Genomic DNA, 26,635 nt, shown 5'->3' with positions numbered 1-26,635 from the left:
TTTACTTTGTCTCTACATAAATTTCTCTACCAAACTGCCTAAATTCATCATCAAGATAATATAGCGAATTTCGGATTGCTTGGCGTAGTTTACAAGCAGGTTCCAGGCAATCACGCTCATAGTCCATTAATGTTAATTCTAAATGAGGATAGAGAATTTTTAGAAAACCTGATGCTGATTTGAGAATAGCATTTTGGTCACGAATAGTCACATTTTTGGCAAATTTAGTATGCTGTTCTACATAGAACCTGAAGCGATTATCTTGGCGTAAAGATAGTAATACTTCACCAAAAAAATCCATTTTTAAACCAACTTGAGAAGCTACCATTTCTCTTTGAAACTTCGGAATTTTCCAGCCGGGAATAATACCAGATAATCGGTCTAATAATGCAGTTTCGGCAAAAAACTTGGGGAGGTTAGCAATTAAATTATCTTCATGGCGTGGTTCTAATTGCTCGTCTAATTCAATATTAGCTAGCATCACTAACCCGCAGTCACTAGAAATATCTGCAAAACCAGAGCGATTATAACGACCGCTAGCAAGATAATTTTTAAGTGGCCCAATCACCTCTTCAGGATTATCGAAGGTTAAACTTTGAACTTCATCTAAAACCACAACTTCATGACGACCGAGTAACCCAACTTCTTTAGTTCTGCCGTTGATAAACAATTGGGCAGGAGTAACTTTACCACCACTAATTAAAGTAACTTTACTACTGATATTTTCAAAAAAGAAGCTTTTCCCAGTACCTTTAGGAGCTAATTCTATGACATGATAATTAGCTTCCACTAATGGTAATAACCTAGCCAAAATCCATGTTTTAGCTTCCTGCTGATAACTGGAATGCTGGGGGTTAAAACCCATTGAGCAAAATATTAAATCCCGCCATTGTTGTGTATTGAATTTTGCCCGACATTCTGCATAGCCTTGTAAATCAACTTGTGAACATTGAAATGGTTCAAAATCCATCACTTCCACTTTGCCATCGGGAAGCATAGCCAGAGTAATTTTGCCCCATATCCCTTGGCGTAGCAGTATTTTATAACGTTCGACAATATCAGTAGCAATGCTACATTCAGTCAAATTCAATGCAGGAATTTGTGCCAAGGGTTCAGGAATGACTCTTCCTCCCTGTTCTAATTTAATGCGAACCTGCATTAAAGCAATGAGTTTTCGGATTTCCCCTTGAGTTAGGTCAAAAATAATTTCATTCCGGTCATCTTTCCGGGGAAAGGCTTTTTTAATAAAACTATTGATTTTCTCTAATTCTATTGATGTAAGTGTTCCTGAACCGGGCACTATTTTATCTAACAACCATTCAGCCACAAAACTAGGCACGCCAATAGAACTGAGTCCACTAGATGGTAGTCTAGTTTTATCAATACAGAGATTTCCAAAAACCTCACGAACCAAATCGTTATTATAGGTTGTTGCTTCCCAAGAATTCATCTATATCAAATCCACTACTATATATTTGGTTAATAATAATTTTTGAGTCAGGAGTTAGGGCAGTGCTTTCAATTTCAGCATAGGCAAATCTAAAAGTTAAATTGCCAGTTAAAGATAAGTTATTTCCCGAATAATTTGGGGGCAATGTGGGTACTTCAGGAATTATTATCTGAAAACTGAAGCCCTGATTAGCAGGAATTTCTTGTTTTAATAGTTTTCCCTGCTGAAAATCAGGTAGTTCGTGAATATATAGGCAAAGGTCTGTTAGCGGCACTGAGTTAGGATTATCAATAGTAATTTCCAGTTCTCCTGTCTGTCTGGGTTTGCCTTCACCCAAGCAAAAAACCAGTACAGGAAGACGTTGGATCGATTTTCGCAGAACAGATACACCGACCACAACTTCTTCGGGAAATAGCCCACCGTGAGAACCGATGATTTTTTTATTGCTAGTGTAGCTAAAAGAACCTAAGCTGGCGGAGCCTTTGACAATACTAATATCGTGAGGAAGACCGTAGCGATCGCCTTCTAAAACCACAAACCTAGTATCATCAGTTTTACCAATCGCCATTCTCCCCTTAGCTTCCAGTTCTGGAGGGCAATGGGTGATTTTTTCGGAAGTACCCATCATTTGACCATGATCGCTGGCAATAACGATTCTTAGCGCATCTGGATCGGGGTATTGTTGCAAACAGTAATCAATTCTCTTGGCAATGCCTTCTAGGGCGTGGGGACGGTCAAGTTTGTAAAGACTTTGCCAATCTTTTTTAGTGTGATAAAGACTATCGAACTCATCTGTATCCCAGCAATATAACTTAGAAGTCTTTTTTCTCAAAGCGCTGTCAAGTCTGTCAACTTGTCTATCTGTATAACGTTTGCCCATACCCATTTTTACAAAAGCTTTGCCAGCATCAGCAACCCAAGCAGGATCATTAGGCAAAAGTTGAGCGTATAAACTCCATTTGGCATATTCTGTTTTAGTGGGTAGAATGCTAAACCGAGGCTCAATGGCAGTTTCTACAACCAGTTTGTAATTATTCGTTAGTAAAGACAAAAGTTCTAGATGATCTAACCATCCTAAGCCATCGACCACAACCCAAAAAACAGGACTTTCTTGGCAAAGATTTTGCACTCTTGATGCAACGCTGTAGTTGAGGTAGGAATTTTCTACTGATTCTACCTTCATTTGGGGGTAGTGCTGAAGCATCCACTCAACAAAGCTATCCGCCAAACTATCACTAATTTTTGGTGCAACGGCAGGTTGCTTAATAACTTCCCAGCGACGGAAGGGCAGGTAATCTTTTGTTGCCCAAGCTAAAGCTTGCCCAGGAGTAGCATCTAAAGCCAGGGGTTGGGGGGGATGTTGATTAAGATTTAATTCTTGCTTCTGCTGATAGCTAAGATAAGGGATAACTTTGGCTTCCCTGGCTTGATTAATCCCGTTAGGTCGATTACCAAGAAGCTTGTAAGCACAATTTGCAATTCGCTCCATACCTACTTGGTTCGCAGGCATTAGGGTATCCAAGACTTTACCTTCGGTGCGAGAAATGAGTTGTTCCCAATAGGTGTCAAACTCTTGTCTGAGTAAATCGGGAACTGGCAAAGGATACTTGCCGATGTCGTTGAAGACTGGTTCTGCTATGCCTAACCAGCGACGTAGGAACAATAATTTATCTTCAGTTTGGTAATAAGTTGCTAACTCATGTTCTTTAAACTGCTGCTGCCAAACTTGCTCAAAAGGTTTATATTCTTGTGGAACTGAAATTGCTAACCAAGCGGCGAGATGTGAAATAGAGGGTTCGGTAAACCATATCTGCCCATTAATTTCAGTGATGTTATCTGCCAAAAAGTGGGCAATAGCGTTGTCTTGGAGATAAGCATCTAACTTGTTAGCAAAAATCAGTAATTGCTCGTTAGTCCAGTCTTCCGGTAAGGGTGCAGTATCAAACAATTGTGCTAGTTTGTTGCGAGGATGCTGCTTAATTTCCGCGATTTCCTCACTTCTATTCCACGATCGCAGCCAGGTTTCTGCCCATTTGCATAATCGCTCACCTCTTACCCAGCAAGGATCGGAACTGACTCCAAAGAACTGTATCCATTCCACCTCTGTTGTAATTTGGATATAGCCGCAGGGAATATCGTACAATCCAGTAGGGTCTAATATGATATGTTGATCACTCATCCGTCTTTTCTGAGAGAATTTGCCCTAACCTCTCGTACACATCTTGTTGCCCTAAACGGGTAAGTTGCCGCAACAGTACGAAAATTTGATTGGTTATATCTTTCTTCTGTTCCTCAACGCATTGACGTTCTATATTCACTAGTAACTGAGTTTCTGTAACACTAATTAAGTTAATATAATCAGATTTTCCAGCTTGAATTTGCTCAAGTAGATTGTTTGCTATTTCTAGTTTCTCCGCATCATCAACCGATTGGTTTATTTGAGTACAACTGTTTTCTAAATCTTTGATCCATTGCTGGGCGGCAGTTTGTTTTTGTTGGAGAATTTGCAATTGTTTTTGTTCATATTCCTGTATTTTATTCCTAAAATTTGCTTCTAACTGAAAAATTCTCTCTTGAAAGCGATCGGCATTATAAATATTCAACTCCCCACTAGCAATTATTGTCAAAGCATCATTACAACTGGTAATAAAATCACTTTTTTGATAGCGAATTTCCAGGTTTTGTATTTGCTCTAAATCATGTTTTAAACTCTGGATTTGTGGTTGTAGTTCTTGATAATTTTCGTAATCAGCCGAATCTTGAAATACAACATCAAGCTTGGCATATTCTGTATTAATAATATCTAACTCTGTGAGATTATTTACTGAATGTAGTTGAGTGCGGAGATTTCCCAGACTAGAACGATCGCTAGTGATTTTGTTTTGAATTGACTGCACAATTTCAGCAAGTTCATGCTGAAATTTATCAGGATAATTGAAGCGAGATTGTAAATTTTCAATTTCTTGCAGCGCTGCTTGAGAAAGATGAATAGTTTTGATTTTTGTTGCAGAATTACGAATATTCTGCATAATTTGTGTATCTTCAGCTTGCTTTTGTCCTGCTTCTGCCTGCTGCCTAATGTCTGTTAATCTAATATTGCTGGTACGGAGGCCATTTTGCAAACTCTCAATTAAGTGGGGAGGCAAGTCTGTAATTTGGTTAATTTGGTCAATAATTTGTGGAATTTCTCTTTGATAAGCATTGCAAGCTTGTTCGGTAGATAGTGATTCAGCACGCTTGTTTTCTGCTGCTACAAGTTGGTCAATTTTATTACTGACCGTTTGAAATGCTTGAGAGAAGCGATCGCGTTGTTGTTGTGTTGGTAAAATTGAGTTGTTTGGCGATCGCTTCAACAGTTGCGGGTAAAGTGGTAAAAGTGCTACCAATTGTGCATCATGAGGTAAATTTTCCACAGCTTGCACTGGTTGGAACCACTTGTCAATTTCAGCAACCGCAGCACTCATCTGCTTTCTATTCTTAGTTAACTCTTCTTTTTCTAACTCATCTGGTTCATTAAACTCTAAAAAAGCAGCAACGACCTCTAGATACTCCTGCGCCTGGTCATAATAGTTTATTAGCGATGCCGAAATCGGCATTTCTGCTTGTTGGCGGCGAATTAGTTTGGACTTTTGTTTAATAATCCAGTCCTCAACAAATGCAGTAGGGTTTTGGAGAATATCAGTATTACCCCAGTCTTTCAAGGATTGTGTTTTCAATGTCATATTTAACTTTTTAGAACCAAGTTCGATATAGCCTCTGAGAGATACTTCTTTGCGGTGGATTGCCAACCATCCTGCTAGCAACATGGTAAAGTTATACTCGCTATAACCAAAAGGTGGGGCAGAAAGTACTTGCCAAATTTTTTCTAGACCAAAAGTATTTTGTGGTAATCCTTCTAAGTCAGTTATTTCAGAAATTTTATCCCAGGCAGCACGGATTTTTTCATCAGTTGGTTCTTGAACGATATATTTATCAGATGTTTTCTTGAATAGACCCCATAGCTTGACAAAAATCTGATCAATAACAGTACTGTAAGAACGGTCAGGCAGTGTCTGTTGACTGAGGTTATCTTCTATAAAGATTTGTTTGGCAGTCCAGCCGACAATTTTTTTACCTGTCGGATGGCCTGAACGCATTTTATCGATTTTATCCACAGGAGGAACGAAGGGATATAAATCTTGTAAAAGTAAACTGATTACCCGTTGCGCTTTGTGTTGTTCCGCAGATGGAATTTTTTCGATTTCCACACAATGATAAGTGCAATTATTTAATAACCTTGTTAACCGTGTATTTGCTTCTTCTTGCCAACGCTGAAGCTGTTCTTGATAAGCTTTTCCCGACAATCTTTTATCAGCAGCGTCCGTCTCTTCAAGAGTTTTTATCTGTAGAATTACACGGGCTAAATTTCCGGTTTCTTCTCTAGGAATAGCAACGGCAATGTAATTTTGAATTGGCGATTTAGATAAATAATTAGCTACAGTATTACGAAAATCTTGCAACTCCTCTTGAGTCTCTGTTAGAACATAAGCTAAAATCCCCTTCTCTTTAGAATCTCTCAGAATACGATTGTTCTCTAGCGCTTTAATGAATTTATCAATACTATATATCTTACATTCAAACCGCCAGTCTTCATGCCATAATTTGTTATCTTCGACAAACTTTGTAGCACTAATTATATTAGATTTATCTTTTTTATCTTGTTTAAGAATATTAATTTTATCACAATAGGCGACAACATCATTAATAGAGGTTGTTTGTAATCTGATTTTTTCTTCAATTTCTTCTTGAATAACTTTAGGGTTAATTCCTTCCCAGAACCGATAAAGCTTAATTTCTGGTCGGTGGTAAATTAAGTCTCTTTCCTTTTCTAGTTTATCTAGTGCTGTGTGGAGTCTCAATTTAGTTAAACCTGTTAAAGCTACTAAAATCTCTTGATGTTCTTCTCGGTCTGCTTTGGTAAGTTTTTCTCCACTAGCTTCATATAAAAATAAAGCTTTGATAACCATTAATTCATCTTCATTGTCAGCACCTGCAACCAAATCCACAGCTTTTTTATAGTAATTATAAACCGAGGAATTAGAAAAGTTTTCAATAAAGGTATCTACTAAAGCAATGGGATAAATGTAATTAAGTTTTCCAGCATTTTCTAAAGGTTGAGTGGCGATAAAATTTTTGACGTAGCCTTTGATAAACTGAATAGCAGTCCGGTCTTGGGTAAAATCAAGGTTGCACAATAGATATGCTGTCAGAGGATGGAGGGGAAAACAACCCTCAGACAAGTGAGTATAAAATTCTTGAAAAGACCAGCCTTTTTCTTTATAAACTTTAATTCTGCGTTCAAAAGCTGTTTGCGCTTCTCCCCTCAAAACGCTCTCCCATTTAGAACGAAATATTTGCCAAGTAGAGGCATTTTTTTGCAACAATAAGTTTTCTACCACCAGTTCTAAACTAGAAGTGGGATTATCATAGGTAGTGCCATCTTTTGGGGCGAGGCGAGTGGCAATTTTGAGGTATTCTGGCATGGCATTAGCAGAAATTCCTAATCCTCTACCAGGATGAATTTGGGTGAAACTTAGCAGTGCGATTTTACCTTTATAGTTCTCACAAATATTAGTAATATTTTGCAGTGACGTACCCCCAGCACCAATATCATCTGCTGCCCAAGATTTCAGATAGTAATTTAGCTCATCAAATAAAATTAAAATACCCTGATAGTGAGCATTTTCACCAGTACAGTAATTTTTTAACAAATCTTCGAGAATTACTTGAATATTTATATCAGCAGTAAAATCAAGAGTAAATCCTGTGATTTGAAAGGCAAGTTTTTTAACAGTCGATATAACACCAGAGTTATTTTCTCTGAGTAAGCGAATCAGAGAATTTAAATCACCATCAGGATTACCAATACTTTGTAAATATTTCTCTGCCTTTGCCCTATTCTCTGGATTCAAAGTTTCCAAATAGCGTAAGGGTTCACTGCATATATGGTGTGCTAAAGAATCTTGAATACCTGCTGCTTCTAGACTTTTAACGAGTTGTTGGAGAAATTGCTTTCTGATATCGCCGCCGATGTCACCACTAAGACAGATAACTAAATGTTGGTGGCGTTGGTTTTGTTTAAAAAGCTTTAATCCTTCAGAGATAGCCTGGTTTTTGGCAGATGTCGCCTTTTCTACTTGTGACAAAATCTCTTGTACTTCCTGACTGTGGAAGGGTTTTTTGAAAAAATTGGCTACTGCGATCGCAAAATGAGACTTACCCTTACCATATTGTTGAATCATCAAATGGATATTCGGCTGATTTGGACTATGATAGCTACGGCGCACCGCATCCAAAATACCAACCTCGATAACTCAGGTTTTTTTGAGTCGTAATTAAAGATAAAACTCTCACACAGAGGCAAATTCTTCTCTAAATCATCCAACATCCCAAAGTTCACAGAACTGGCAATACTACCCTTTTCGTTGATTTCAACAAGTTGGTTGAGGAGCATAATCAATTAAAATAGCAGATGCAAAGTGATAATTATCCTGAAGGAATACGCTTAATTCGCTCTGACGACCAATTTTTGGGTGCTAGTTGCTGGGGTAGCAGTATCCACAAAAGTTTTTCTAGCTTGCGAGTCTCTTCCAGTTGCTTCCAGAAAAGGGTAATGTGACTGCCAGATGTCACCTGTAGATAAGTAATCAGACAATCTAACCCTTCCAATAAAACAACTTGCTTGTTAACCCCAGAACACATTGACTTGATCGCATCCAATTCCAGATCCAAATTATGATGAAGCGTGAGAAAGTTTTCTCCCGGATGAATCCTTTGTAACAAATTTTTCCGGTAGTTGACCCGTTCAGCATTATTGTCAAAAGCGATACGTACTAATTCGTTTTCGTTAGGTGTATCCCACAATAGCAAGTGAATTCTGTCATCGGGTCTGGCATCTCTCAGTAGGAAATCAGCTTTATCCGTCATAGGCTTTTTCCAGCAGTGCCAAAGGTTCATCCCAGCGCGGAATCACTTGGAAAGGAGGTACTGCCCGTCGCTGTTCTATGATGCCGTAAGCTTCTAGTGCATTTAGCTGTTCCTGTAGTGCGTCTGCTTTGATGCCCAGTACAGCAGCAATTCCCATTTTCTGGTTCAAGATGGACTCGGTAAGAACAGAACCTTCGCCTTTAAAGTCACGTTCCCACAGCTTGGCTAGGAAATATCCCACTAGGTAAGAGTTAGGTAAGTGGGCATTTCCAGCAACATATTTATCCTCTTGTTGAGTGATAAACTTGCAGGATGCTAAAGCTTGAAACTCAGTGTATGCCCGCAAGATAAATTTGATTCTGTCACCAATAACTTTGCTTTCTTCTTCAAATCCTGAAGTAATATGATACAATAATTCCTCGCTAGTAAATTTACTATAACGAGGCAAGAACGTATATACAAAGTAAGACCATCCACCCCAATCAACAGGATTTTCTGGTGTTTGTTGTAGTCCTTTATCACCAAAACTTAAATAAAAATGCATCAACCAGTCTGTAATATTTGACTCTAAGCCTGAGTCTAGTCGCAAGACAATTTCTCCTTCGGGACTGGGGCGATTATTCTTAATTAACCCTGCACGTACTGCCCAACTTTTTACTCGTCCTACTTTGCCATTACCTAAACTTGTTTTCTCCATCAAATTAGGCAAGCTATCATTTAAGCCTTTTTCTTGGGCAGCAGTATGAAGCAGTCTATTGATTTCGTCTTTTTTAAAGGAAAAAGAGCCATTGAAATGCAATTGCAATTTAGCCATAATATATTTTCTAAATGCGAAGTTTAATTAAATATATTTTCCTGACACTAGATTCAAAATATGTATGAGATATTGACTGCGAAGATATAGACAACTATTGAATTGTATATTACTAACTACTATATATACCACTTTAAATGTTGATATTAGAGTGCGTAGACAGACTCACTCTTTCCCTTTTACTTTTAGTTATGGAATCACCAATCGAAAGAATTAAACTCTCCCAAACAGCCAAAGACCAACTTACCAAACTTAAGCGCAGTACCAAAATTGACCAATGGAATATCCTATGCCGTTGGGCGTTTTGTCGTTCCCTAGTAGAATCAACCGCACCCTCCCCCGTCCCAATTCCCCAAGATAGCAACGTCGAAATGACTTGGCGCGTCTTTGGCGGCGAAATGTCCGATATTCTCCTCCTCGCCCTCAAGCAACGCTGTCACAATGATGGTTATCCCACCGATAAAGAAACCCTCGCCACCCAATTCCGCTTACATTTGCATCGCGGTATTGGCTACTTAGCAGGCGATCCAAATATCAAGAAAATTGAAGATTTAATTGAACTAGTGGTTAAAAATTGAAAGGATATTAATTGACTGTTAACTGTTCACTGTTAACTGACAACTAATATTATGCCTGAAGCGCTAGAAATTGAGCGTCATCGAGCTGCGATCGCTCGCATTGATATATCTCGCCCTGTACGATTGGCTATAGAAGGGTCAATCCTGAATCCAGACACCACTTTTTTTGACTACGGTTGCGGCTATGGTGGTGATGTCCAGCGAGTAGCAAACTTAGGCTACACCAGTGCAGGCTGGGACCCTTACTACTATCCTGATGTACCACGCACCGCCGCCGATGTTGTCAACTTGGGTTATGTCCTCAACGTCATTGAAGACGCAGAGGAACGCCGTCAAAGCTTGAGCCAAGCTTGGGAACTCACCGGGAAAGTTTTAATTGTCGCGGCTCAAATCCTGATTAACGCTCCCAGCAAAACCCAACTTGCTTACAATGATGGCATTGTGACGCGCCGTAATACTTTTCAGAAATATTACGAACAAGAAGAACTCAAAACTTATATTGATGAAGTCCTAAATGTCGATGCGGTACCGATCGCACTAGGCGTTTACTTTGTTTTTCGAGATGAGGCGGAAAAAGAAAGTTACAAAGCTATCCGCTTCTTTTCTGCTACTTCTACACCGCGAGTACGCATCCCCACTAAGCGGTTTGAAGACTATCAAGAACAGCTGCAACCACTCATGGCTTTTTTTACCAAGCGCGGTAGATTACCTGTGAAAGGCGAATTGGAAAATGAACAAGAATTACTGAGCGAATTTGGTAACTTTCGCCGCGCCTTTGGTGTAGTTCTGCAAGCCACTGATGAGGCTGAATGGGATGCGATCGCTTACCGTCGTTCTCTGGATATCCAAGTTTATCTCGCCCTCACCCACTTCGATCGACGCCCTGCATGGCAAAAGCTAGCGCCAGAAATGCGTCACGATATCAAAGCCTTTTTTAGTAGCTATGAAGAAGCTTGTCAAGTAGCCGACCAAAAGCTTTTCAGCTTAGGTAAACCTGGGGTGATTAAAACTGCTTGTGAAAAAAGCAAAATTGGTAAACACACGCGCGGTGCCCTTTACGTCCATGTTTCGGCATTAGCAGCACTTGACCCCGTACTACGAATTTGTGAAGGTTGCGCTAGCCGTACCATTGGGCGTATCGATGAAGCCACATTAATCAAATTTCACACTGATAAGCCGCAAATATCCTATCTGTCTTACCCTGAATTCGACACTGATCCTCATCCCGCGTTAAAAGCCAGCATCGGTATTGATTTAAAAACCCTTTTCGTCACTCACCGAGACTACGAAAGTAGGGCAAATCCGCCGATTTTGCACCGTAAAGAAACATTTGTTACCAGCAACTACCCACGCTACGAAGAATTTGCTAAACTCACCCAACAAGAACAGCAATTAGGGCTGCTTAACCAAAAAAGCGACATTGGTACGCGTGAAGGTTGGGAAAAGTGCCTCGCTGCCCACAGAGTCGAAATCAGAGGGCATCAGGTTTATTCAATTAAGGAAAATTAAGGAACAATCACAATGTTAGAGCATTGCTGATATGTATCTTAAATAAAGAAAATCTTAGTAGGTTTGTGTGCTTATACGAAATTAGACAGCAGTTATGGCAAGATAACTGCAATTCAATTAAATAACAAGGAATCTTCAAGATTGTGCAAGTAAATAAATCGCTGCTACGAATTTTTGGCAGCCCGAAGATGGGAGCTTTGTTATTTCTTGGCTTCTCATCAGGGTTGCCGTTGTATTTAACCAGTCAGACATTACAAGCTTGGTTGACCAAAGAAGGGATTAGCTTGGCAGCGATCGCCGCTTTTAGTTTAGTAAAGCTGCCCTATTCTTTGAAATTTCTTTGGTCGCCTTTACTAGATAGATTTGTACCGCCTTTTTTGGGGCGGCGTCGAGGTTGGCTGGTAATTACACAAGTAGCATTACTGTTAAGTATAGCTGTCATGGCTCTACAACACCCATCCCAAGGGCTACAACCTTTAATAATTGCTGCTGTGGCTGTTGCCTTTTTTAGCGCCAGCCAAGACATTTTAGTTGATGCTTACCGCACTGATGTCGTGGAAGCAGAAGAGAGAGGTGCTGGAGCGTCTATTTACTTATTGGGTTATCGCGTTGCCATTTTAGTAACCGGTTATGTAACACTGTTTTTGGCAGACAGAATGCCTTGGCAAGCTGTTTACTTATTAATGTCGCTGTTGATGCTCGTAGGTCTGGTAAGTTCTATTTTTGCACCAGAACCAGTCCTACGCGATCGCCCGCCTCAGACTTTATCCGCCGCCGTCAAATTACCCTTTATTGAATTTTTCCAGCGTCAGGGATGGTTACAAGGACTTTTAATTTTGGTATTCATTGTGATATACAAGTTGGGGGATTCTTTACTCAAGAATGTATCCACCCCATTTTTGTTAGATAAAGGTTTACATTTCACTCAAACCGACATCGCATTTCCTGGTGCGCTAGGAATTTTCGCCACTATTATTGGTACCTTGGCAGCAGGAGCAGTCATGACCAAAATTGGTGTTAATCGAGCGCTGTGGATATTCGCCATCATGCAGGCTGTCGGCAACTTGGCTTTCTTTGCTTTAGCAGTAGTAGGTAAAAACTTCTATCTAATGTTAGCTGCCGTTAATATAGAACAATTTTGTGCTGGTCTAGAAACAGCTGCTTTTGTGGCATTTTTGATGAGTCTTTGTAACCAAAGCTTTTCCGCTACACAGTACGCCTTACTTTCGAGTTTGCAGGCTTTTAGTAGAGATATTCTTACCGCTCCAGCAGGTACATGGGCACAAACCACCGGTTGGTCTACATTCTTTCTACTGACAGCAATAGCAGCTTTACCGGGATTACTATTATTGCCATTCTTTGCCCCTTGGAATCCAAAGCCAGTGGTAGTATTATCCAGACCAGGACTTGACGACGAAGAAGAGGATATATGGGGAATCAAGTAGTTATTGCTGTCGGCACATTTATTCTCTTACTCACTGGTTTATTACTTGGGTATGTTCTCTCGCAGTTAGTTCTAGGATATCTAGCATTTAACCTCCTAACTTTTTTCGGAACACTCAGCCTAATTTTAATTTTTGGTACACTTTATTACGTTTTATTTTGGCAGTTGCGAAGAGAGCAGTCCCGGCCATCAACTATAAATGAAGGACTACCAAACCAGGTAGAGGAGGGTTTATCTGATAGCTATCTCAAAAACAGGCTAATCGCTAAATTATCTGGTGATGCTGCCGCTGCCGAACGGTTAATTGAACAGGCAAAGGAAACTTATCCTGGGATGCCGGAAAATTGGTATTGCGAAAGAGTGCTTGACGACTTAGAACGCGATCGCCAGCGGGATTAGGGGAGCAGGGGAGCAAGAATTTTAGATTTTAGATTTTAGATTGAAATTTAATCCAAAATCCAAAATTGAATTTCCCAATTCCCATACCCATAACATTGCTAAAATAAATCAAGAATACTTCACAAATCTTCAGCTAACTTCTCATAAAAGTTCGTAGCTTCCTTTGCAATTAACTTATGGCTATTTTTCGTCAATACATCGCCCCACTGCTTGTAGTATTAGTATTTGTCTTTGCCTTAGTGGCAGTCAGCGCCCGCATCTTTTTACCCTCCGATATGGCAGCACCCGCACCAATTGAAAAGATAGAGGTAACTTCTCAACCTACTCCCACTGATTTACCACCAGCAACACCTAACTTAGCCAGCTAAGTCAATAAATGTATTTAAGTGTCTGAGCAACTACTACCTGGATATATGATTCGCCGTGGCTCCCTTTTGGAGCGATCGCTGCTGCTTAAATTCATGCAGCGAACTTACCAGGATCTCTTTCCCAATGAGAATTTTTTTCATTTAGAGCAAACAGTTAAACAATACTTCTCCAGCGATACGCCCTTGTGGTGGATCGAAGAAGAGAGCGGGGGAAGCGGGGGGAGAGAAGAGTTACCCCCCCTTACCTCCCCTGCTTCCCCTGCCCCAGTAGCCTGCCTCTGGGTGGGAAACGCCATAGATCAAGTACATGGGAATCGTCATGCTCACATCTTTATCCTCTACGTTGTACCAGAACATCGGCGACGGGGTATTGGTACAGCCTTGATGCGATATGTGGAAAATTGGGCTATTCAAAGAGGCGATCGCCAAATTGGCCTGCAAGTGTTTCAATCAAACAAACCCGCATTGAATCTTTATAATCAGTTAGGGTATCAAACCCAATCCATCTGGATGGTAAAATTCCTGAGTGCAGAAAAATAAACTAGAGGATAGCCGTAACATACTTTAGCATCTGAGTTATAGCGGTTCTCGTTTGGATAAAATTCAACGAGGGTGAGGGAAGATGTATAATAACGCAACTAATACTTATAAAGTTTTGACTTATTGGCGCAGGGGATTATGTGTTAATCCCTTTTCGGGATTGAAATTAAATTATGTATGACGAAGACGATCTAAGCCTACTCGATATTGAGGAGGAGCTAGAAAGCCCCTTAGATAAAATAGAGCCGCTAACTGCCGAATCAGTTGTGGCAAAGCCCGATCCAGAAGTGATGCTAGCCCTGCTGGAAAATCCCCAACCCCAGCAACGAATGTTAGCGGCACGTGCTTTTTGTGATATTGAAGATGCGCGTGCTACGCCCCATCTGATTCGCCTGTTAACTGATACCTGTCCCTTAGTGCGGGTGAGTGCAGCTTATGGCATCGGACGCAACCCCAGTTCAGAGGCAGTAAGTCCGTTAATTGCTCAACTAAACAGCGATTGGAATGGCTATGTGCGTAAAGGTGTTGTTTGGGCTTTAGGAAACTGTCGCGATCGCCGTTCTTTAGCACCCCTCGCAGACGCCTTAAGAACTGACATTTCCGCAGTGCGTTTGTGGGCTGCTAGCGCCTTAGCACAGATGGCAGAAGTGGGATATGAAGCAGTGATCGGGGCAACACCACCTTTAATTGAAGCCTTAGTCCAAGATCCTGTAGCAGCTGTGCGAAGTAACAGTGCTTGGGCAATTGGTCAACTGTGCCGCGAACTACCTTCTAATGTAGTTTATGCCACAGCGATCGACGCCCTAATTCAGGCTTTTGCTGAAGACCAAGATTTGGGAGTCCGAGAAGACGCTAAAGCCTCACTGTTAGGAGTGGGCGATCCTCGTGGCTTGCAGCTGATTGAAACCCTGGAACAAGAAGGGTGGTTTTGATTAAATATTGGGCATTGAGCAATTCAATTTTGGATTTTGGATTTTAGATTTTAGATTGAAATTTAATCCAAAATCCAAAATCTAAAATCTAAAATTCTTACTCCCCAGCCCCTACTGACCTTCAGCTACAGATTTGACCAAATTTAACTCATAAGGACGCTCAGTATCATCCTCACCTAAATATTCACCATTTTGAATTTCCAGAATAATTAGCGGGATATGTCCAGGATTTTCTACCTTATGTAGGGTTGCTGCGGGGACATAAGTTGATTCGTTTCGATTCAGTAATATTTCTGCATCGCCACAAGTTACCTTTGCTACACCGGAAACTACAACCCAATGTTCATTGCGGTGATAATGAATTTGTGGTTTAATGCCGTGCCTGGGCTTGATTTCCACGCGACTAATTCTATAGGTTTCTCCCTCTTCGATTACCTCTACTTCGCCCCAGTATCGTGTACCTGAATGTGGAGACAATTCGTTGATATTTGACTGAGTATTATTTTCATTGGGAGTCATAATTAATTTCTCAACCAGATAAGTATTAGTATTTATCAGTAATTTACCGTAAACGAGATAAACCTGGGTAGGGAGATGCAGTCACAACGTCTCTATTGATTACAACTGCTCTAACTTTACTTGAGGCAACAGATCCTATCCGTAAATTTCTAAATGTTTGAATGCGTGAATTGCCTAACCTCCCGTATACTGAATCCGATAAATCCGATTATTGGCTTCTTCTGTTAGTAGTAAACTGCCATCTGGCAATACGAGTAAACCTACAGGTCGTCCCCAAGTGCTTGGTACAGAAGGATTTAGTAAAAATCCTGTGAGAAAGTCTTCGTAGTAGCCAAGCGATCGCCCTTTAGCATCGAAGGGAACAAATACAATTTTATAACCAGTGCCGCGATCGCGATTCCAAGAACCACGAAAAGCCGCAAAAGCACCGTTCTGGTATTTTTTTGGAAACGTTTTACCATCATAAAACTGCAAACCCAATGCTGCTGAGTGCGCCTGGAACAGCACATCTGGTGTTTGAGTACGGGCTACTAAATCGGGGCGTTTACTTTTATCATCCGTTTTTTGGCGCGGATCGAGGTTATTTGGTGTCAAATAAGCATAAGGCCAGCCGTAAAATGCTCCCTGTTTAACGCGTGTCAAATAGTCTGGCACTAAGTCATCACCAATTCCATCCCGTTCGTTGACAGTGGTATAAAGTTCCTTCGTTACAGGATGAAAGTCTAAACCAACAGGATTACGCAAGCCGGAAGCGAAAGTTTGCTGCTGGGAACCATCCAAATTCATCACCTGTATCGAAGCCCGTGGTAGGGGTTCTTCATCTACATTGGTTCCTGAACCAACTGAGACATATAATTTATTGCCATCAGGCGAGACAACGACATTGCGCGTCCAATGATTGTTATAACCTTGAGCAGGCAAATCGGCAATTTTTTCTCCCTTACCTGTAATCTGGTTTTGACCTTGAGTATAGGGAAAACGCACCACAGCATCCGTGTTTCCCAGAAAAAAAGAATTACCTGTAAAAGCCATCCCAAAAGGTCTATTGAGTCCGTTATCTCTGCTAGCAAAGGTTTCTCGAACGTCGGCTATACCATCGCCATTGCTGTCACGCAACAAACGAATCCGATTTTGTCCGGTTTCAGTTACTAAGACATCACCACTGGGGGTTAAAGCTAGCCAGCGTGGGGCATCTAAACCTTCGGCAAAAACGTTGACTGTGAAACCTGGCGGTACGCGCAGCACCGGATTTTGCGGAATGGGCACAACCTCAGGCCGCTTGGATGCACTTTCTGTTGCGAAAGGTGCTGGTAAATTCTTCAGATTGATTCGGATAGGTGTAGGTGAAAGTGCTTCAGTACGGACAATATTTTTTGGCTGTGTAGGATTTTGTGTGAGTTGGGTAGAAGGTACAGATGTTGGTGGCGTAGGATTATCTGAGAAAGCGCGAGTCTGGTTACAGGCTGCTACCAAAGTCAGTAAAAAAACTGGCAGCAAAAAACGCGCAGGGACTTTCATGGTGGTAGACACTATGCACAACTTTCCCACTCTAGACTTGAGGCTTAATAACTGTCGCCAATCTAAAGTTTGATTTTTATTACTGGGGATTGGGGATTGGGGATTGGGGATTAGGGATTGGGGATTGGGGAACAAGCAGGGGTGCAGGGTTAACAATTCAAAATTCAAAATGACGCTCTCTACGAGACGCTGCGAGTAGCTTGCTTCTCTGTAATATTACGCAGACTCGCTAACAAAATCCAAAATTAAAGACATTTCAGACGGTATTTAAACCCTTTAATGTACGATAAGGGAGCAGGGGGAGCAGGGAGCAAGGGAGGATGAGAAATAATCAATCCCAATACCCAATCCCCAATGCCCAATGCCCAATATTTAAACATATAAGCATTTGTTAGTTAACAAAAAATTTTCAAATTCTGCTGCTGGTAAGGGACGACTGAATAGAAAACCTTGCATATAATTACAATTGTGTTGTCGCAGAAAAGCCAGTTCTGCTTCCGTCTCTACACCTTCAGCAACTACATCTAAATTGAGATTATGAGCCATTTGAATTAATGCTTTGGTAATAGCTGACTTCTGGGAATCGTTAGCAACATTATGGATAAAATAACGGTCTATTTTCAATGTGTTAATGGGTAAATTTTTCAGATAAATTAAAGAAGAGTAGCCCGTACCAAAATCATCGATCGCAATTTTTACACCCAAGGATTGCAGTTTGCTCATAGTTGCGATCGCACTATTTACATCTTGCATGATCATACTTTCAGTTAGTTCTAACTCTAAGTAATGTGGTTCTAAATCATTGGCAGCTATAAAATTGACTATTTTATGAATAAAATCTGGTTGATTAAATTCAATTGCGGAGAGATTTACAGCAACCAGCAATGAATTAATTCCAGCATCACGCCAGCTTTTTATTTGTTTGCATACACTTTTTAATACCCATTTACCAATAGGAACAATTAAACCTGTAGACTCTGCTAACGGGATAAATTCTGTTGGGTAAATCATCCCCAATTCTGGACTTTGCCAGCGCAATAAACTTTCAGCAGCAACTATTTTACCAGAAGCAATATCGACTATTGGTTGATAATAAATTTCAAATTCTTGAAAGTTATGTTGTTTGATAGCCCGATGTAAGCTAATTTCTAACAACTGCATTTTTGGAGACAAGTTGTTAATTACAGTCTGAGGAGACAAATACTTTTTTAAAGTAGCGTGTTTTTCTAACCTATTGATAATGGCACTTAATAACTCAGACCGAGTGAACGGCTTAGTTATATAGTCATCAGCACCCATATCCATACCTTGACGGAAGTCCGATTTAGCAGATTTGGCAGTTAGAAAAATGAAGGGAATTGTTGCCGTTGATGGCTCTTGGCGCAACGCTGTTAGAACGCCATAACCATCTATTTCTGGCATCATCATATCACAGAGAATTAAATCGGGAACTTCACAGATAGCCAAATGTACCCCAATTCTGCCATTCGCCGCAGCAATAGTTTCAAAATCCTCAGCTTCTAGTAAATCTAAAATATTTTCACGGACTGCTTCCTCGTCTTCTATTATTAAAATTTTGGGCATAATTACCTCGGTTTACATTTTATTTTTTAATGAAAAAATGACGGTAAATTTTGTCAATAATTCCAGCATATTTGTGACAAAGATTTTACCTTGATAGATATTTACACAATTTTTTACGGCGATTGCTATTCTTAATCGAGTGTCTAATATATTAGCGATATTACTAGCGCGATTACACAATTATGTGATATGTGGGTGTATTCGTCTGTATGACCCTGCTATCATACTTACGGTATAAATCCAAATCCTTCACAGAAACTCCAATGAGGCGAGTAGGTTTGCCTATCGTATCTTTACGTACTATAACGCGTGCTTGTAACCATTGGTACTTGAGTAATTGTCTCTCAATAAAAATCTTATATTCTAGCTCAAGCTCAAAGGAACTAATACTAGTCTTAACTATAGTTTTCTCTGTTTTTTGTGCCAGTGCTTCACAGATACTTTCGGGGGTAATATAACCAATGCAACCTTGATTATCTACAACTACTAGTAGATCCAACTGCTGCTGGTATAACAGTGATAATACTGAGGCAGTATCAGAAAATTTTGACATGTTCAATGTCATAACCAAGTTATGTATAACTTCAAAAATATTGGCTGTTTTCAAGCTAGTTCCAGAAGCTACAAGCATTACCATATCATGCTTGGTGAAGCATTTTACTACCTGCAAAGATGAAGAAAACAAGACATTCTTGCCCTGTGTTAGCATCAGTGCGTAGGCGTAACACTTTGTAGACATCGCATCTAATAGTGATTTTTCTGGCACAACCATCAGCGGCAAACAGTCAATTATTGACTCTAAGCTTTGTAGCCCGATAAGCTGAGGTAAGGCTTGCATAGATTTTTACAATAGCTCTTATCAAACAATAGTTATCTAAAGCTTTTTATATAAGTATTTTCCAATATTTTGACGCTAAACAAGTATTAATATTGAGGAGATAAACACTACAAGAAGTGTGTTAAGAATTACAAACCAGCTTATATCCAGCTAGTTAGATATTGGTCATTGAAAAGAGGCAGAGGGGAAAATTCTTCTCCCCTGCTTATTCCCCAGTCCCCCTGATTCTTCACTAAGGATGCAACTGCACCCGCCGTTCACCGTAACGCAATAGCCTTTCTATAGTTACGAGCCGATTTTCCCAAGCTTTGACTTGATAGGAATTCGACTTAATTTCTTGACTCATCAATACCCGAAATTGTGACTGGAAGCGACTTAGAGAGGCTTTTGCCACTAGCAGCTTACTAGGAGAAGGGGAAGCAGCCAGCTGATTTAAAGCAGTGCGTAAAACTTCTGCCTGGTTGTTAAAATCTGATATTGTCTGAGCAGGCCTTTGTAGTGGGTCATTTTGAAAAACAAATTTCCATTCACGTTGCAGCGCGGTGTAACGGATGGCGGCAGTTTGAAAAGGCTGGCGGTGAGGAATCGGTTCAGTTGTTGTAGATTGAATCCTACCTTGGGTGCTATTAAAAAGTTTTTGAAGATCGTTGTTAAAATTATCTGCGGCAAAGAGTGCATAACCACTAACTGGTAAGTCCCTTACCAACTGGAGTTGATCAAATGCCCCGATTGTTGGCAAAGAAAGTAAACGAATTCCCGGCACTAACAAGGTAGCTCCCAGTTGTTTAGAGGCAATCCAGGGTTGAGCTAGTCGTTGAAAACGGGAAGTATCGAGAGCATAAGTCATGGGAACGATTAAATCTACATCCCCCCGCCTTGCCCAAGTTTCCCAGTTTTGTTGAATTTTCTGAATCCGTTCTTGTTCTGGCAAAGGAAATACTGCAACCGACAAAATTAAATTCGGTTGCTTTTTTCGCAACTGCTCTGATACTTGGGCGACAAAGCTATCAACTTGCTCGGTGCGAAATTTTGTCCACTTTTGCCATAAGTCTGGTTGGCTAGGAGAAATAGTCACTGGATCTACACCAGTAAGTTGCTGAAATTGCGCTCTTGCAGCTTTGCCATAGCCGTAGGTTCGACCTGCTGATGGATCTTGGAAAGGATAGCGAATGTAGTCTAGCTGTAGACCATCAACTTTATATTTAGTGACAATTTCCTCAAACAGTTTGAGCAAGTACTGCCGCACTTCGGGGTTAGCTGGATCGAAGAATGGCTTAGTTTGCCCAACGGGAATCATGTTGCCAAGGTTATCGTAGTTTGCCCAATCGGGATGAGCCGCCAGTACTGGCCCTGGATAACTAGGATTGAGGTTGAGAATTTCATTATGACGTTGATTGCCAGCAGCAAAAGTCCAAACCCAAGCGTGTAATTCCATGTCTCGCTCATGGGCTAATTTCACTGCTTCTTCTAGTGGGTTCCATCCACGAATTAATGGGTTTTGCTCTTTTGCCACTTGGCTCGGATAAATTGTATAGCCAGCGTTAACGGTTTCAAAGAAGACGGTATTAATCCCGGCTTGGGCAAGGCGATCAAAAACCTGGGCTAGTCCCGCTTTGTTACCAGCACGAACAATCGTCCCCCGATCTAACCAAACTGCCCGAATTTCTGGTTGAGCCAGTCTCCGATCAACAGGAAACTGCTGCCACAAAGTCGTTTTAGCAACTAGCCATTGCTGGCGAGCCAAAGCGTAGTTTTTTTGAGCAATTAATTGGGGTAAATTTTTAGCAATTACCCTTACCTGTGCCAAGGCTTGGTCTTTACTTATGGCTAGCCCCCCTAATTTAGTTGAGGCCAATTGCGGCGGCTGCTCTTTGACAGATTGGGGGGCGTAATTGCGTAGATGTCTAGAAGTCTGCTTTTCCTCAGATATAACTTCACCAACATTAGCTGCATCGGCCAACACTGCTAAATGAGCGCTTTCCACGCGACCAATCAGATTTTCTAACTCTTGCTGGAGGGCGATCGCTTGGTTGTTGTCAATCGGCTCATTGGAGTTGGGTGCAACATCTAGACGCACTGCTTGTTCCAACTGATCGATAGCCTCTTGAGAACTTGGAGGTTTGACTATAGGCAGCGGTCTAGGTATAGGAGCGGTGGAAGTTTTCAAAGGAGGGGATAAGGGAGATGGGGGAGATAAACTGCTCCTCTGCTCCTCTGCTCCCCTACTTGCCTGCCCGGAGGGCACAGCCGCCACTGTCGTAGAGCAGTTTTGGGAACCTCCGGCTATTTTTTTCATGCGATTTGATGGTGCTGGTGCTGTCAAATAGTGATTGAGAGCAGCTTTTAACCAGGCATTATCTAAGTCGGTGGCTGAGGCTGCATCTGTTCCCCAGCGCCAGCCCAAAAAGGTGGAACGCTCAGTTGTCACAACTGCGGCAGGATTATCTTTGGAATTCCAAACAGCAGCAGGTTGAGTACCCATATCGTTAGGAATTACAACGCCGCCGCGAACTTTGCCAAAGAGTCCAGTTTGATTTGCCCATTCTGGAATATTGGTTTTTGCGGCTTGAATCTGCTCTGTATCACTGAGACTGAATCCCCAATAACCTCCCAAGAGCGATCGCAATAACTGTCGTACTCCTGGCGATGACAGACTACCTACGGGGCCACTGGCAATCAAACGCCCCCCCTTACTCATCCATTCTTCTAGGGCGATCGCTTGGGTTGGTGTTAATGTCTCAATGTTTGGCAAAAACAATACCCGGCGATCGCCCCAATCTGCCCCACTCTTGACATCATTTAGGGGAATTACACAATATTTCACCCCGATTGCCTGTAAGCGATCGCTTATTCCTTTCCATTGATTCGCATTTTCTTGACCATAGACTACGCTCAATGCAGGTTCTTCGGTCGCTGCCATTACTGGCAAAATATTAAAACTATTTAAAATTAAAAACTTAAAACTTAAAATGAAGAATCCGGCTTTTTTTATTTTTAAATTTGCCTTTTCGTGATACTTTTCCTGATTCTTCACTACTGACTCCTCAGTGGATTATTTATTAGGCATTACTTCTTATTTATCATCCAGCATAACAATAAATTACCTCCGAAGAACAACGGATCTTTGATAACTAAACCTGAGCAGGATTGAGAATACATGTTTTAATTAAATCTTCAACTCCTGCTACTGCAAAAATGTTGGTATTTAGTCTAGTAGCTAATTCCTGAATACTCATGTCATCTAAAAATACTAATTCACCATTTTTTAACATGACATTCGGTAGTAGAATACCATCCCCTAAATCTTGACCTTCTAAGTTTAAAAGCAAATCATGACCAGTGAGTAACCCAGTTACACTGATAGTTTGTCCCCAGTAGTCACTACATAAAGCACGCATATTAACTTCTAAACCTTCAACCAAATTTAAGCGTTTCAAAATTGGTTGAAATGCTTTTTCTACAGCGTTGCCCACTACCCAAGTGAATTTTCTCTGAGGATAAACTTTTGGCGGCAATAATTCTGCCGCAACGGTGGCAAATTGCTTGATAAATAATTGAATTGAACCAACTCCGTTATCAATTTGGGGATATTCTTCATATTCAGATTCGCTGGGTAATTCCTCACCTGCAATCAAAAACCACTCATCGGCTAACCAAATAACGCTGGAACCAAACTTTTGGCGAAATTGCCGTGAGAGCATTTGCACCTGAGAAATCACTTCTTGAGCTTTTTCTCTAGTTACGGGTGTGAGTTCATCTTCTGGAGGTCGAAATCGTGTCAACCCAACTGGCACAACTGCCACCGATGCCACCGCAGGCACTTCACCAGTATGAAAAGACGCTAAATCTTTAAGAGTTTGTTCCAGATGTTTGCCATCATTTATACCAGGACAAACAACTACTTGAGCATGAATTTGTAGTCGCCTTTCTTGAAACCACTTGAGTTGTGGCAAGATTTGTCCCGCACGAGGATTTTTCAGCAGTCTAATTCTCACTTCCGGCTCCGTAGCATGAACAGAAACATACAACGGAGACAAGCGCATTTGTTCAATGCGCTGCCATTCTCTTTCTGGTAAGTTGGTCAGGGTAAGATAAGAGCCGTACAAAAAGCTCAGACGGTAATCGTCGTCTTTTAAATACAAGCTGGTACGTTTACCTGGTGGCTGTTGGTCAATAAAGCAAAATGGACACCGATTATTGCACTGAATTAAGCCATCAAATAGGGCAGTTTCAAACTCTAACCCCAAATCTTCGTCGTAATCTTTTTCAATTTCTAGGTTATGAGTTTTACCAGCAGCGTCTAAAACTTCTAATTCTAAGACTTCATCAGCACACAAGAACTGATAATCAATTAAATCACGGGGACGTGTACCATTGATTGCAACGATCGCATCCCCAGCTTCAAAGCCAATCTCTGCGGCTATTGAGTCTGGAAGAACTTTGGTAATTCGGGCAGGATGTATAGTCATTGGGTATGGGGCATTGGGAATGGGGCATTGGGCATTATAGCGCTTCTGTGTTGAGTCCAATACAGACCTAACAAGAATAACCCCTTCTCTTTTAGGGAAGGGGGTTAAGATTCAAAGCCTCTCTCCTAAAAAGAAGAAAGGTCAGATTGTACTGTATACAAACGACCAATGACCAATAACTAATTGATTATCCTTTCCAACCTGTTGCGATCGCTAGTAAGATAGAACTACCGAATGCTAATCTATACCAAACAAAAATCAAAGTGTTTTTGGTTTGTAAGTATTTGATCAAAAATGCAATTGATAGGTAGGAAAAAATAAAGGTTGAAATAATCCCTACAATTAACAGCCCGACAATGTTATCTGGCAATTGATGGGCTTGAAACAACTTAAATATTTTCAGGCTTTTATAGAGGGTAGCAATGGTAAGAGTTGGAAACCCTAACAGAAATGAGAATTTTGCTGCTGTATCGCGTTCTAATCCTAAAAACAAGGCAGTCGTCAACGTCGAACCAGAACGAGAAACGCCGGGAATCAAAGCAAGTGTTTGGCCTAATCCAACTAAAATACCATCGCGAATCTGCAATGAATCGAAACCTCGCTTACGAGTGCCAATTTTTTCTGCCAAAGCTAGTACAAGTGCCATGATGATTGACATGATGGCAATAATTAATGCACTCTCAGGTAAAATATCTTTTAAAAGAAAGCCGAAAATTAAGGCGGGCATTGTTCCTACTAGAATACCTACAAGAATTTTCCATTCTTCTCGTTGCCAATCTTTCTCTTTTAGTGCTTCAATTCCACCTTTGACAATACTAGAAATCAGCGACCAAAAATAAAACACAATTGCTACAACACTGCCAAATTGAATTGCATCAACAAAATCTTTAGATCCTAGTTCTTTCCAACCTAATACCTTTGTCACAATCAGAAGATGTGCAGTGCTGCTGATTGGCAAAAACTCTGTAATACCTTGAACAATACCCAAAATAAAAGCTTGGATAAACTCCATATACAATTAATACCTTTTTCCCGTTCTAGAGATCATTGTGAACATTGTTTAGCTGATGATGTTGTTTTCTATACTCTTTATTGCACCTAATCTTCTAGAAAATTCAATTTTACCGATCAATAACATCATCGAAGACGCTGACTATGTTCTTACACCCACCCCAAGAAGTCAACGCAATTTTGGAAATTCATCAAACTTTAATATTTAGCGGACTATAGCGGTTTCCATTCAGATGCGGTACAACATTACATCACGAGTAGGGGCACGGCATTGCCCATTGGTGTCAACTTAACGTGAAACCGCTTGTCCGCCGGGAATTGAAATTCCCGTCTCATAGCTAAAGTCATCTGAAGATGACTAAATATCACCAAAAATCTCCAGTCTACTTCAGTAGACTTAAGCTATTAGCCCGAAAATTTATTTCCGGGCGGGTATGGAAGCCAACAGATAAGCTATTTCCAGCTTAAGTTGACACCAATGGGCATGTTCCCTACACTCCTGAAAAGGAACTACAGAGGAGTTTTGTACATAATACAAGAATGTTTTCTTTGGTTGACACCAGCGATCGCAGAAATTTCAGTATAATTACAATGCCCCAGGGGGGGATTTAAAAGTGTGATATCTTAAATAAGATAAAGTTTAGTAACAAATATTAAAAACTTTGATTAATAATACACTGTCGTCTTATGCCGCTTCTACCCCTTCTATTGATACCGAGTTGGATTTAGCTGATACTGGGCAGAAAGGTATCAGGCAATTGGAATCTACACTCTCTTTTTCTCCGCCTCTTCCCTTATCTATTTCTGGGAGACAAACTTGGTTAGTGTTTGCAGCGGCAGTGTTTTTGGTATCAGTACCAGTATTTATAGAAGCGCCAATAGTGCGCTCGCTACCAAGTCTGAGTTTAGCGATAACAGCATTTTGGGTGTGGCTCAGTTTTACCTTAATGTCACGTCCTGCAACTTATGTCTGGGGGGATTTGCTCTTAGGGTTTAGCTGGAGTTGGTTAGCAGGAGCGATTTACTGGGGTTGGTTACGTTGGGAACCTGCATGGCATCTGCCAGTAGAATCTATAGGTTTACCCTTTGCTTGCTGGTGTCTCTTCAAGAATTGGGGCAAGGTGGGTAACTGGTTTTATTTAGGTTCTTTACTCGGTACACTTTTAACAGATGTATATTTTTATATAGTAGACTTAATGCCCTATTGGCGGCAAATCATGAGAGTAGATGCAGAGTTAGCACCACAAATTTTACAAAATGCCCTTATACAAGTACAAACACCTTGGGGACAAAGTTGGGCAATCATTCTTGCTCTAGTGCTGTTAACAGTCGGTGTTTTACCTTTAGGTCGAAAGCAGAGACACTGGTATGCCTTTGGTGGCGCAGTTTTAAGCACGATTTTGGTAGATAGCCTGTTTTTGTTAGCAGCGATCGCAGCGTGAAGGAGGCAGGAGGCATTGGTATCAACTTAACGTGAAACGGGCGGTTAGAAACTACGTCTATACAAACAAAAGCTACCGATCCTGGGTTTCAAACCCTTAATTTGACTTTAGTCCGCGGAGGCGGACAATGCCAGTGTAGCCGCGAATTCCATGAGACTGTTGGCGAATTAATAGGGGGTCTAACCCATCATTCCTCATTACTCTAATTTCAGTCCGTTTCAACGGACTTGAGCTATTAGCCCGAAATTTATTTC

20 protein-coding genes are annotated in these 26,635 nt (G+C 40.9%); 8 read left to right on the top strand and 12 right to left on the bottom strand.

From position 1 onward, the window contains the following. Nucleotide 1: 1 nt before the first annotated feature. The 5 genes from brxL to V7L07_RS20345 form a co-directional block, all read right to left on the bottom strand. A complete protein-coding gene (gene brxL / locus V7L07_RS20365; RefSeq protein WP_335060752.1) occupies nucleotides 2–1,450 on the bottom strand; it encodes a BREX system Lon protease-like protein BrxL in 1,449 nt (482 codons plus the stop codon). Then, a complete protein-coding gene (locus V7L07_RS20360) occupies nucleotides 1,422–3,629 on the bottom strand; it encodes a hypothetical protein (protein ID WP_335060751.1) in 2,208 nt (735 codons plus the stop codon). Before V7L07_RS20360 ends, brxL begins: the two co-directional genes overlap by 29 nt. Next, nucleotides 3,622–7,785, bottom strand: coding sequence for a hypothetical protein (locus V7L07_RS20355; RefSeq protein WP_335060750.1), 4,164 nt, complete (start codon nucleotides 7,783–7,785; stop codon nucleotides 3,622–3,624). Before V7L07_RS20355 ends, V7L07_RS20360 begins: the two co-directional genes overlap by 8 nt. Nucleotides 7,786–7,975: 190 nt before the next feature. Beyond that, entirely contained in the window at nucleotides 7,976–8,416 is a 441-nt protein-coding gene (locus V7L07_RS20350) for a hypothetical protein (protein ID WP_335060749.1), read from the bottom strand. Further along, nucleotides 8,406–9,230 (bottom strand): hypothetical protein, encoded by an 825-nt coding sequence (locus V7L07_RS20345; RefSeq protein WP_335060748.1) that lies wholly within the window; start codon nucleotides 9,228–9,230, stop codon nucleotides 8,406–8,408. The genes V7L07_RS20350 and V7L07_RS20345 overlap by 11 nt, the downstream gene beginning before the upstream one ends. A gap of 191 nt (nucleotides 9,231–9,421) precedes the next feature. Here V7L07_RS20345 and dndE point away from each other — a divergent pair, with 191 nt between their 5' ends. The 7 genes from dndE (at nucleotide 9,422) to V7L07_RS20310 (ending at nucleotide 15,000) form a co-directional block, all read left to right on the top strand. After that, entirely contained in the window at nucleotides 9,422–9,808 is a 387-nt protein-coding gene (gene dndE / locus V7L07_RS20340; RefSeq protein ID WP_335060747.1) for a DNA sulfur modification protein DndE, read from the top strand. 51 nt (nucleotides 9,809–9,859) lie between these two features. Further along, nucleotides 9,860–11,317, top strand: coding sequence for a DNA phosphorothioation-associated putative methyltransferase (locus tag V7L07_RS20335; RefSeq protein ID WP_335060746.1), 1,458 nt, complete (start codon nucleotides 9,860–9,862; stop codon nucleotides 11,315–11,317). 143 nt (nucleotides 11,318–11,460) lie between these two features. Then, nucleotides 11,461–12,762: an AmpG family muropeptide MFS transporter gene (locus V7L07_RS20330; RefSeq protein ID WP_179066739.1), complete on the top strand. Its 1,302-nt coding sequence runs from the start codon at nucleotides 11,461–11,463 to the stop codon at nucleotides 12,760–12,762. Beyond that, nucleotides 12,747–13,160: an ABC transporter permease gene (locus tag V7L07_RS20325; protein ID WP_335060745.1), complete on the top strand. Its 414-nt coding sequence runs from the start codon at nucleotides 12,747–12,749 to the stop codon at nucleotides 13,158–13,160. Before V7L07_RS20330 ends, V7L07_RS20325 begins: the two co-directional genes overlap by 16 nt. A 176-nt stretch (nucleotides 13,161–13,336) precedes the next feature. Next, entirely contained in the window at nucleotides 13,337–13,528 is a 192-nt protein-coding gene (locus V7L07_RS20320) for a hypothetical protein (RefSeq protein WP_335060744.1), read from the top strand. Nucleotides 13,529–13,573: 45 nt separating this feature from the next. Continuing rightward, nucleotides 13,574–14,068 (top strand): GNAT family N-acetyltransferase, encoded by a 495-nt coding sequence (locus V7L07_RS20315; RefSeq protein WP_335060863.1) that lies wholly within the window; start codon nucleotides 13,574–13,576, stop codon nucleotides 14,066–14,068. 173 nt (nucleotides 14,069–14,241) lie between these two features. Then, nucleotides 14,242–15,000 carry a HEAT repeat domain-containing protein gene (locus tag V7L07_RS20310; RefSeq protein ID WP_335060743.1) on the top strand — a complete coding sequence of 253 codons (759 nt, stop codon included), beginning with the start codon at nucleotides 14,242–14,244 and terminating at the stop codon, nucleotides 14,998–15,000. Between the two features lie 111 nt (nucleotides 15,001–15,111). Here the strand turns inward: V7L07_RS20310 and V7L07_RS20305 are convergent, their stop codons facing one another. The 7 genes from V7L07_RS20305 to V7L07_RS20275 all read right to left on the bottom strand — a co-directional run bounded on the left by V7L07_RS20305 (nucleotide 15,112) and on the right by V7L07_RS20275 (nucleotide 24,940). Then, nucleotides 15,112–15,519, bottom strand: a complete 408-nt coding sequence (locus V7L07_RS20305; protein WP_335060742.1) for a phosphomannose isomerase type II C-terminal cupin domain — start codon at nucleotides 15,517–15,519, stop codon at nucleotides 15,112–15,114. Nucleotides 15,520–15,693: 174 nt separating this feature from the next. Continuing rightward, complete coding sequence (locus tag V7L07_RS20300; RefSeq protein WP_335060862.1) at nucleotides 15,694–17,037, bottom strand: PQQ-dependent sugar dehydrogenase; 1,344 nt, start codon at nucleotides 17,035–17,037, stop codon at nucleotides 15,694–15,696. 372 nt (nucleotides 17,038–17,409) lie between these two features. Further along, nucleotides 17,410–18,621 (bottom strand): EAL domain-containing response regulator, encoded by a 1,212-nt coding sequence (locus V7L07_RS20295; RefSeq protein ID WP_335060741.1) that lies wholly within the window; start codon nucleotides 18,619–18,621, stop codon nucleotides 17,410–17,412. Nucleotides 18,622–18,793: 172 nt separating this feature from the next. Next, complete coding sequence (locus V7L07_RS20290) at nucleotides 18,794–19,459, bottom strand: hypothetical protein (RefSeq protein WP_335060740.1); 666 nt, start codon at nucleotides 19,457–19,459, stop codon at nucleotides 18,794–18,796. Nucleotides 19,460–19,691: 232 nt separating this feature from the next. Beyond that, on the bottom strand, nucleotides 19,692–22,493 hold the full coding sequence (locus tag V7L07_RS20285; RefSeq protein ID WP_335060739.1) for a glycoside hydrolase family 10 protein: 2,802 nt from the start codon (nucleotides 22,491–22,493) through the stop codon (nucleotides 19,692–19,694). A 97-nt stretch (nucleotides 22,494–22,590) separates the two neighbouring features. Continuing rightward, nucleotides 22,591–23,928: a TIGR03279 family radical SAM protein gene (locus V7L07_RS20280; protein ID WP_335060738.1), complete on the bottom strand. Its 1,338-nt coding sequence runs from the start codon at nucleotides 23,926–23,928 to the stop codon at nucleotides 22,591–22,593. Between the two features lie 187 nt (nucleotides 23,929–24,115). Next, on the bottom strand, nucleotides 24,116–24,940 hold the full coding sequence (locus tag V7L07_RS20275; RefSeq protein WP_335060737.1) for an undecaprenyl-diphosphate phosphatase: 825 nt from the start codon (nucleotides 24,938–24,940) through the stop codon (nucleotides 24,116–24,118). Between the two features lie 661 nt (nucleotides 24,941–25,601). On the opposite strand from V7L07_RS20275, the gene V7L07_RS20270 reads away from it, so the two are divergent. Continuing rightward, nucleotides 25,602–26,381: a DUF3120 domain-containing protein gene (locus V7L07_RS20270; protein WP_335060736.1), complete on the top strand. Its 780-nt coding sequence runs from the start codon at nucleotides 25,602–25,604 to the stop codon at nucleotides 26,379–26,381. Nucleotides 26,382–26,635: the final 254 nt, after the last annotated feature.

It is taken from the genome of Nostoc sp. (assembly GCF_036916985.1).
Classification (GTDB): domain Bacteria; phylum Cyanobacteriota; class Cyanobacteriia; order Cyanobacteriales; family Nostocaceae; genus Nostoc.
This window is presented reverse-complemented; position numbering and strand designations above follow the sequence as displayed.

Excerpts from the sequence above, each read along its gene's own strand:
- brxL (WP_335060752.1), bottom strand. The coding sequence starts at position 1,450 with ATGAATTCTTGGGAAGCAACAACCTATAATAACGATTTGGTTCGTGAG.
- V7L07_RS20360 (WP_335060751.1), bottom strand. The coding sequence starts at position 3,629 with ATGAGTGATCAACATATCATATTAGACCCTACTGGATTGTACGATATT.
- V7L07_RS20350 (WP_335060749.1), bottom strand. The coding sequence starts at position 8,416 with ATGACGGATAAAGCTGATTTCCTACTGAGAGATGCCAGACCCGATGAC.
- V7L07_RS20345 (WP_335060748.1), bottom strand. The coding sequence starts at position 9,230 with ATGGCTAAATTGCAATTGCATTTCAATGGCTCTTTTTCCTTTAAAAAA.
- dndE (WP_335060747.1), top strand. The coding sequence starts at position 9,422 with ATGGAATCACCAATCGAAAGAATTAAACTCTCCCAAACAGCCAAAGAC.
- V7L07_RS20335 (WP_335060746.1), top strand. The coding sequence starts at position 9,860 with ATGCCTGAAGCGCTAGAAATTGAGCGTCATCGAGCTGCGATCGCTCGC.
- V7L07_RS20325 (WP_335060745.1), top strand. The coding sequence starts at position 12,747 with ATGGGGAATCAAGTAGTTATTGCTGTCGGCACATTTATTCTCTTACTC.
- V7L07_RS20320 (WP_335060744.1), top strand. The coding sequence starts at position 13,337 with ATGGCTATTTTTCGTCAATACATCGCCCCACTGCTTGTAGTATTAGTA.
- V7L07_RS20315 (WP_335060863.1), top strand. The coding sequence starts at position 13,574 with ATGATTCGCCGTGGCTCCCTTTTGGAGCGATCGCTGCTGCTTAAATTC.
- V7L07_RS20310 (WP_335060743.1), top strand. The coding sequence starts at position 14,242 with ATGTATGACGAAGACGATCTAAGCCTACTCGATATTGAGGAGGAGCTA.
- V7L07_RS20305 (WP_335060742.1), bottom strand. The coding sequence starts at position 15,519 with ATGACTCCCAATGAAAATAATACTCAGTCAAATATCAACGAATTGTCT.
- V7L07_RS20300 (WP_335060862.1), bottom strand. The coding sequence starts at position 17,037 with ATGAAAGTCCCTGCGCGTTTTTTGCTGCCAGTTTTTTTACTGACTTTG.
- V7L07_RS20295 (WP_335060741.1), bottom strand. The coding sequence starts at position 18,621 with ATGCCCAAAATTTTAATAATAGAAGACGAGGAAGCAGTCCGTGAAAAT.
- V7L07_RS20290 (WP_335060740.1), bottom strand. The coding sequence starts at position 19,459 with ATGCAAGCCTTACCTCAGCTTATCGGGCTACAAAGCTTAGAGTCAATA.
- V7L07_RS20280 (WP_335060738.1), bottom strand. The coding sequence starts at position 23,928 with ATGACTATACATCCTGCCCGAATTACCAAAGTTCTTCCAGACTCAATA.
- V7L07_RS20275 (WP_335060737.1), bottom strand. The coding sequence starts at position 24,940 with ATGGAGTTTATCCAAGCTTTTATTTTGGGTATTGTTCAAGGTATTACA.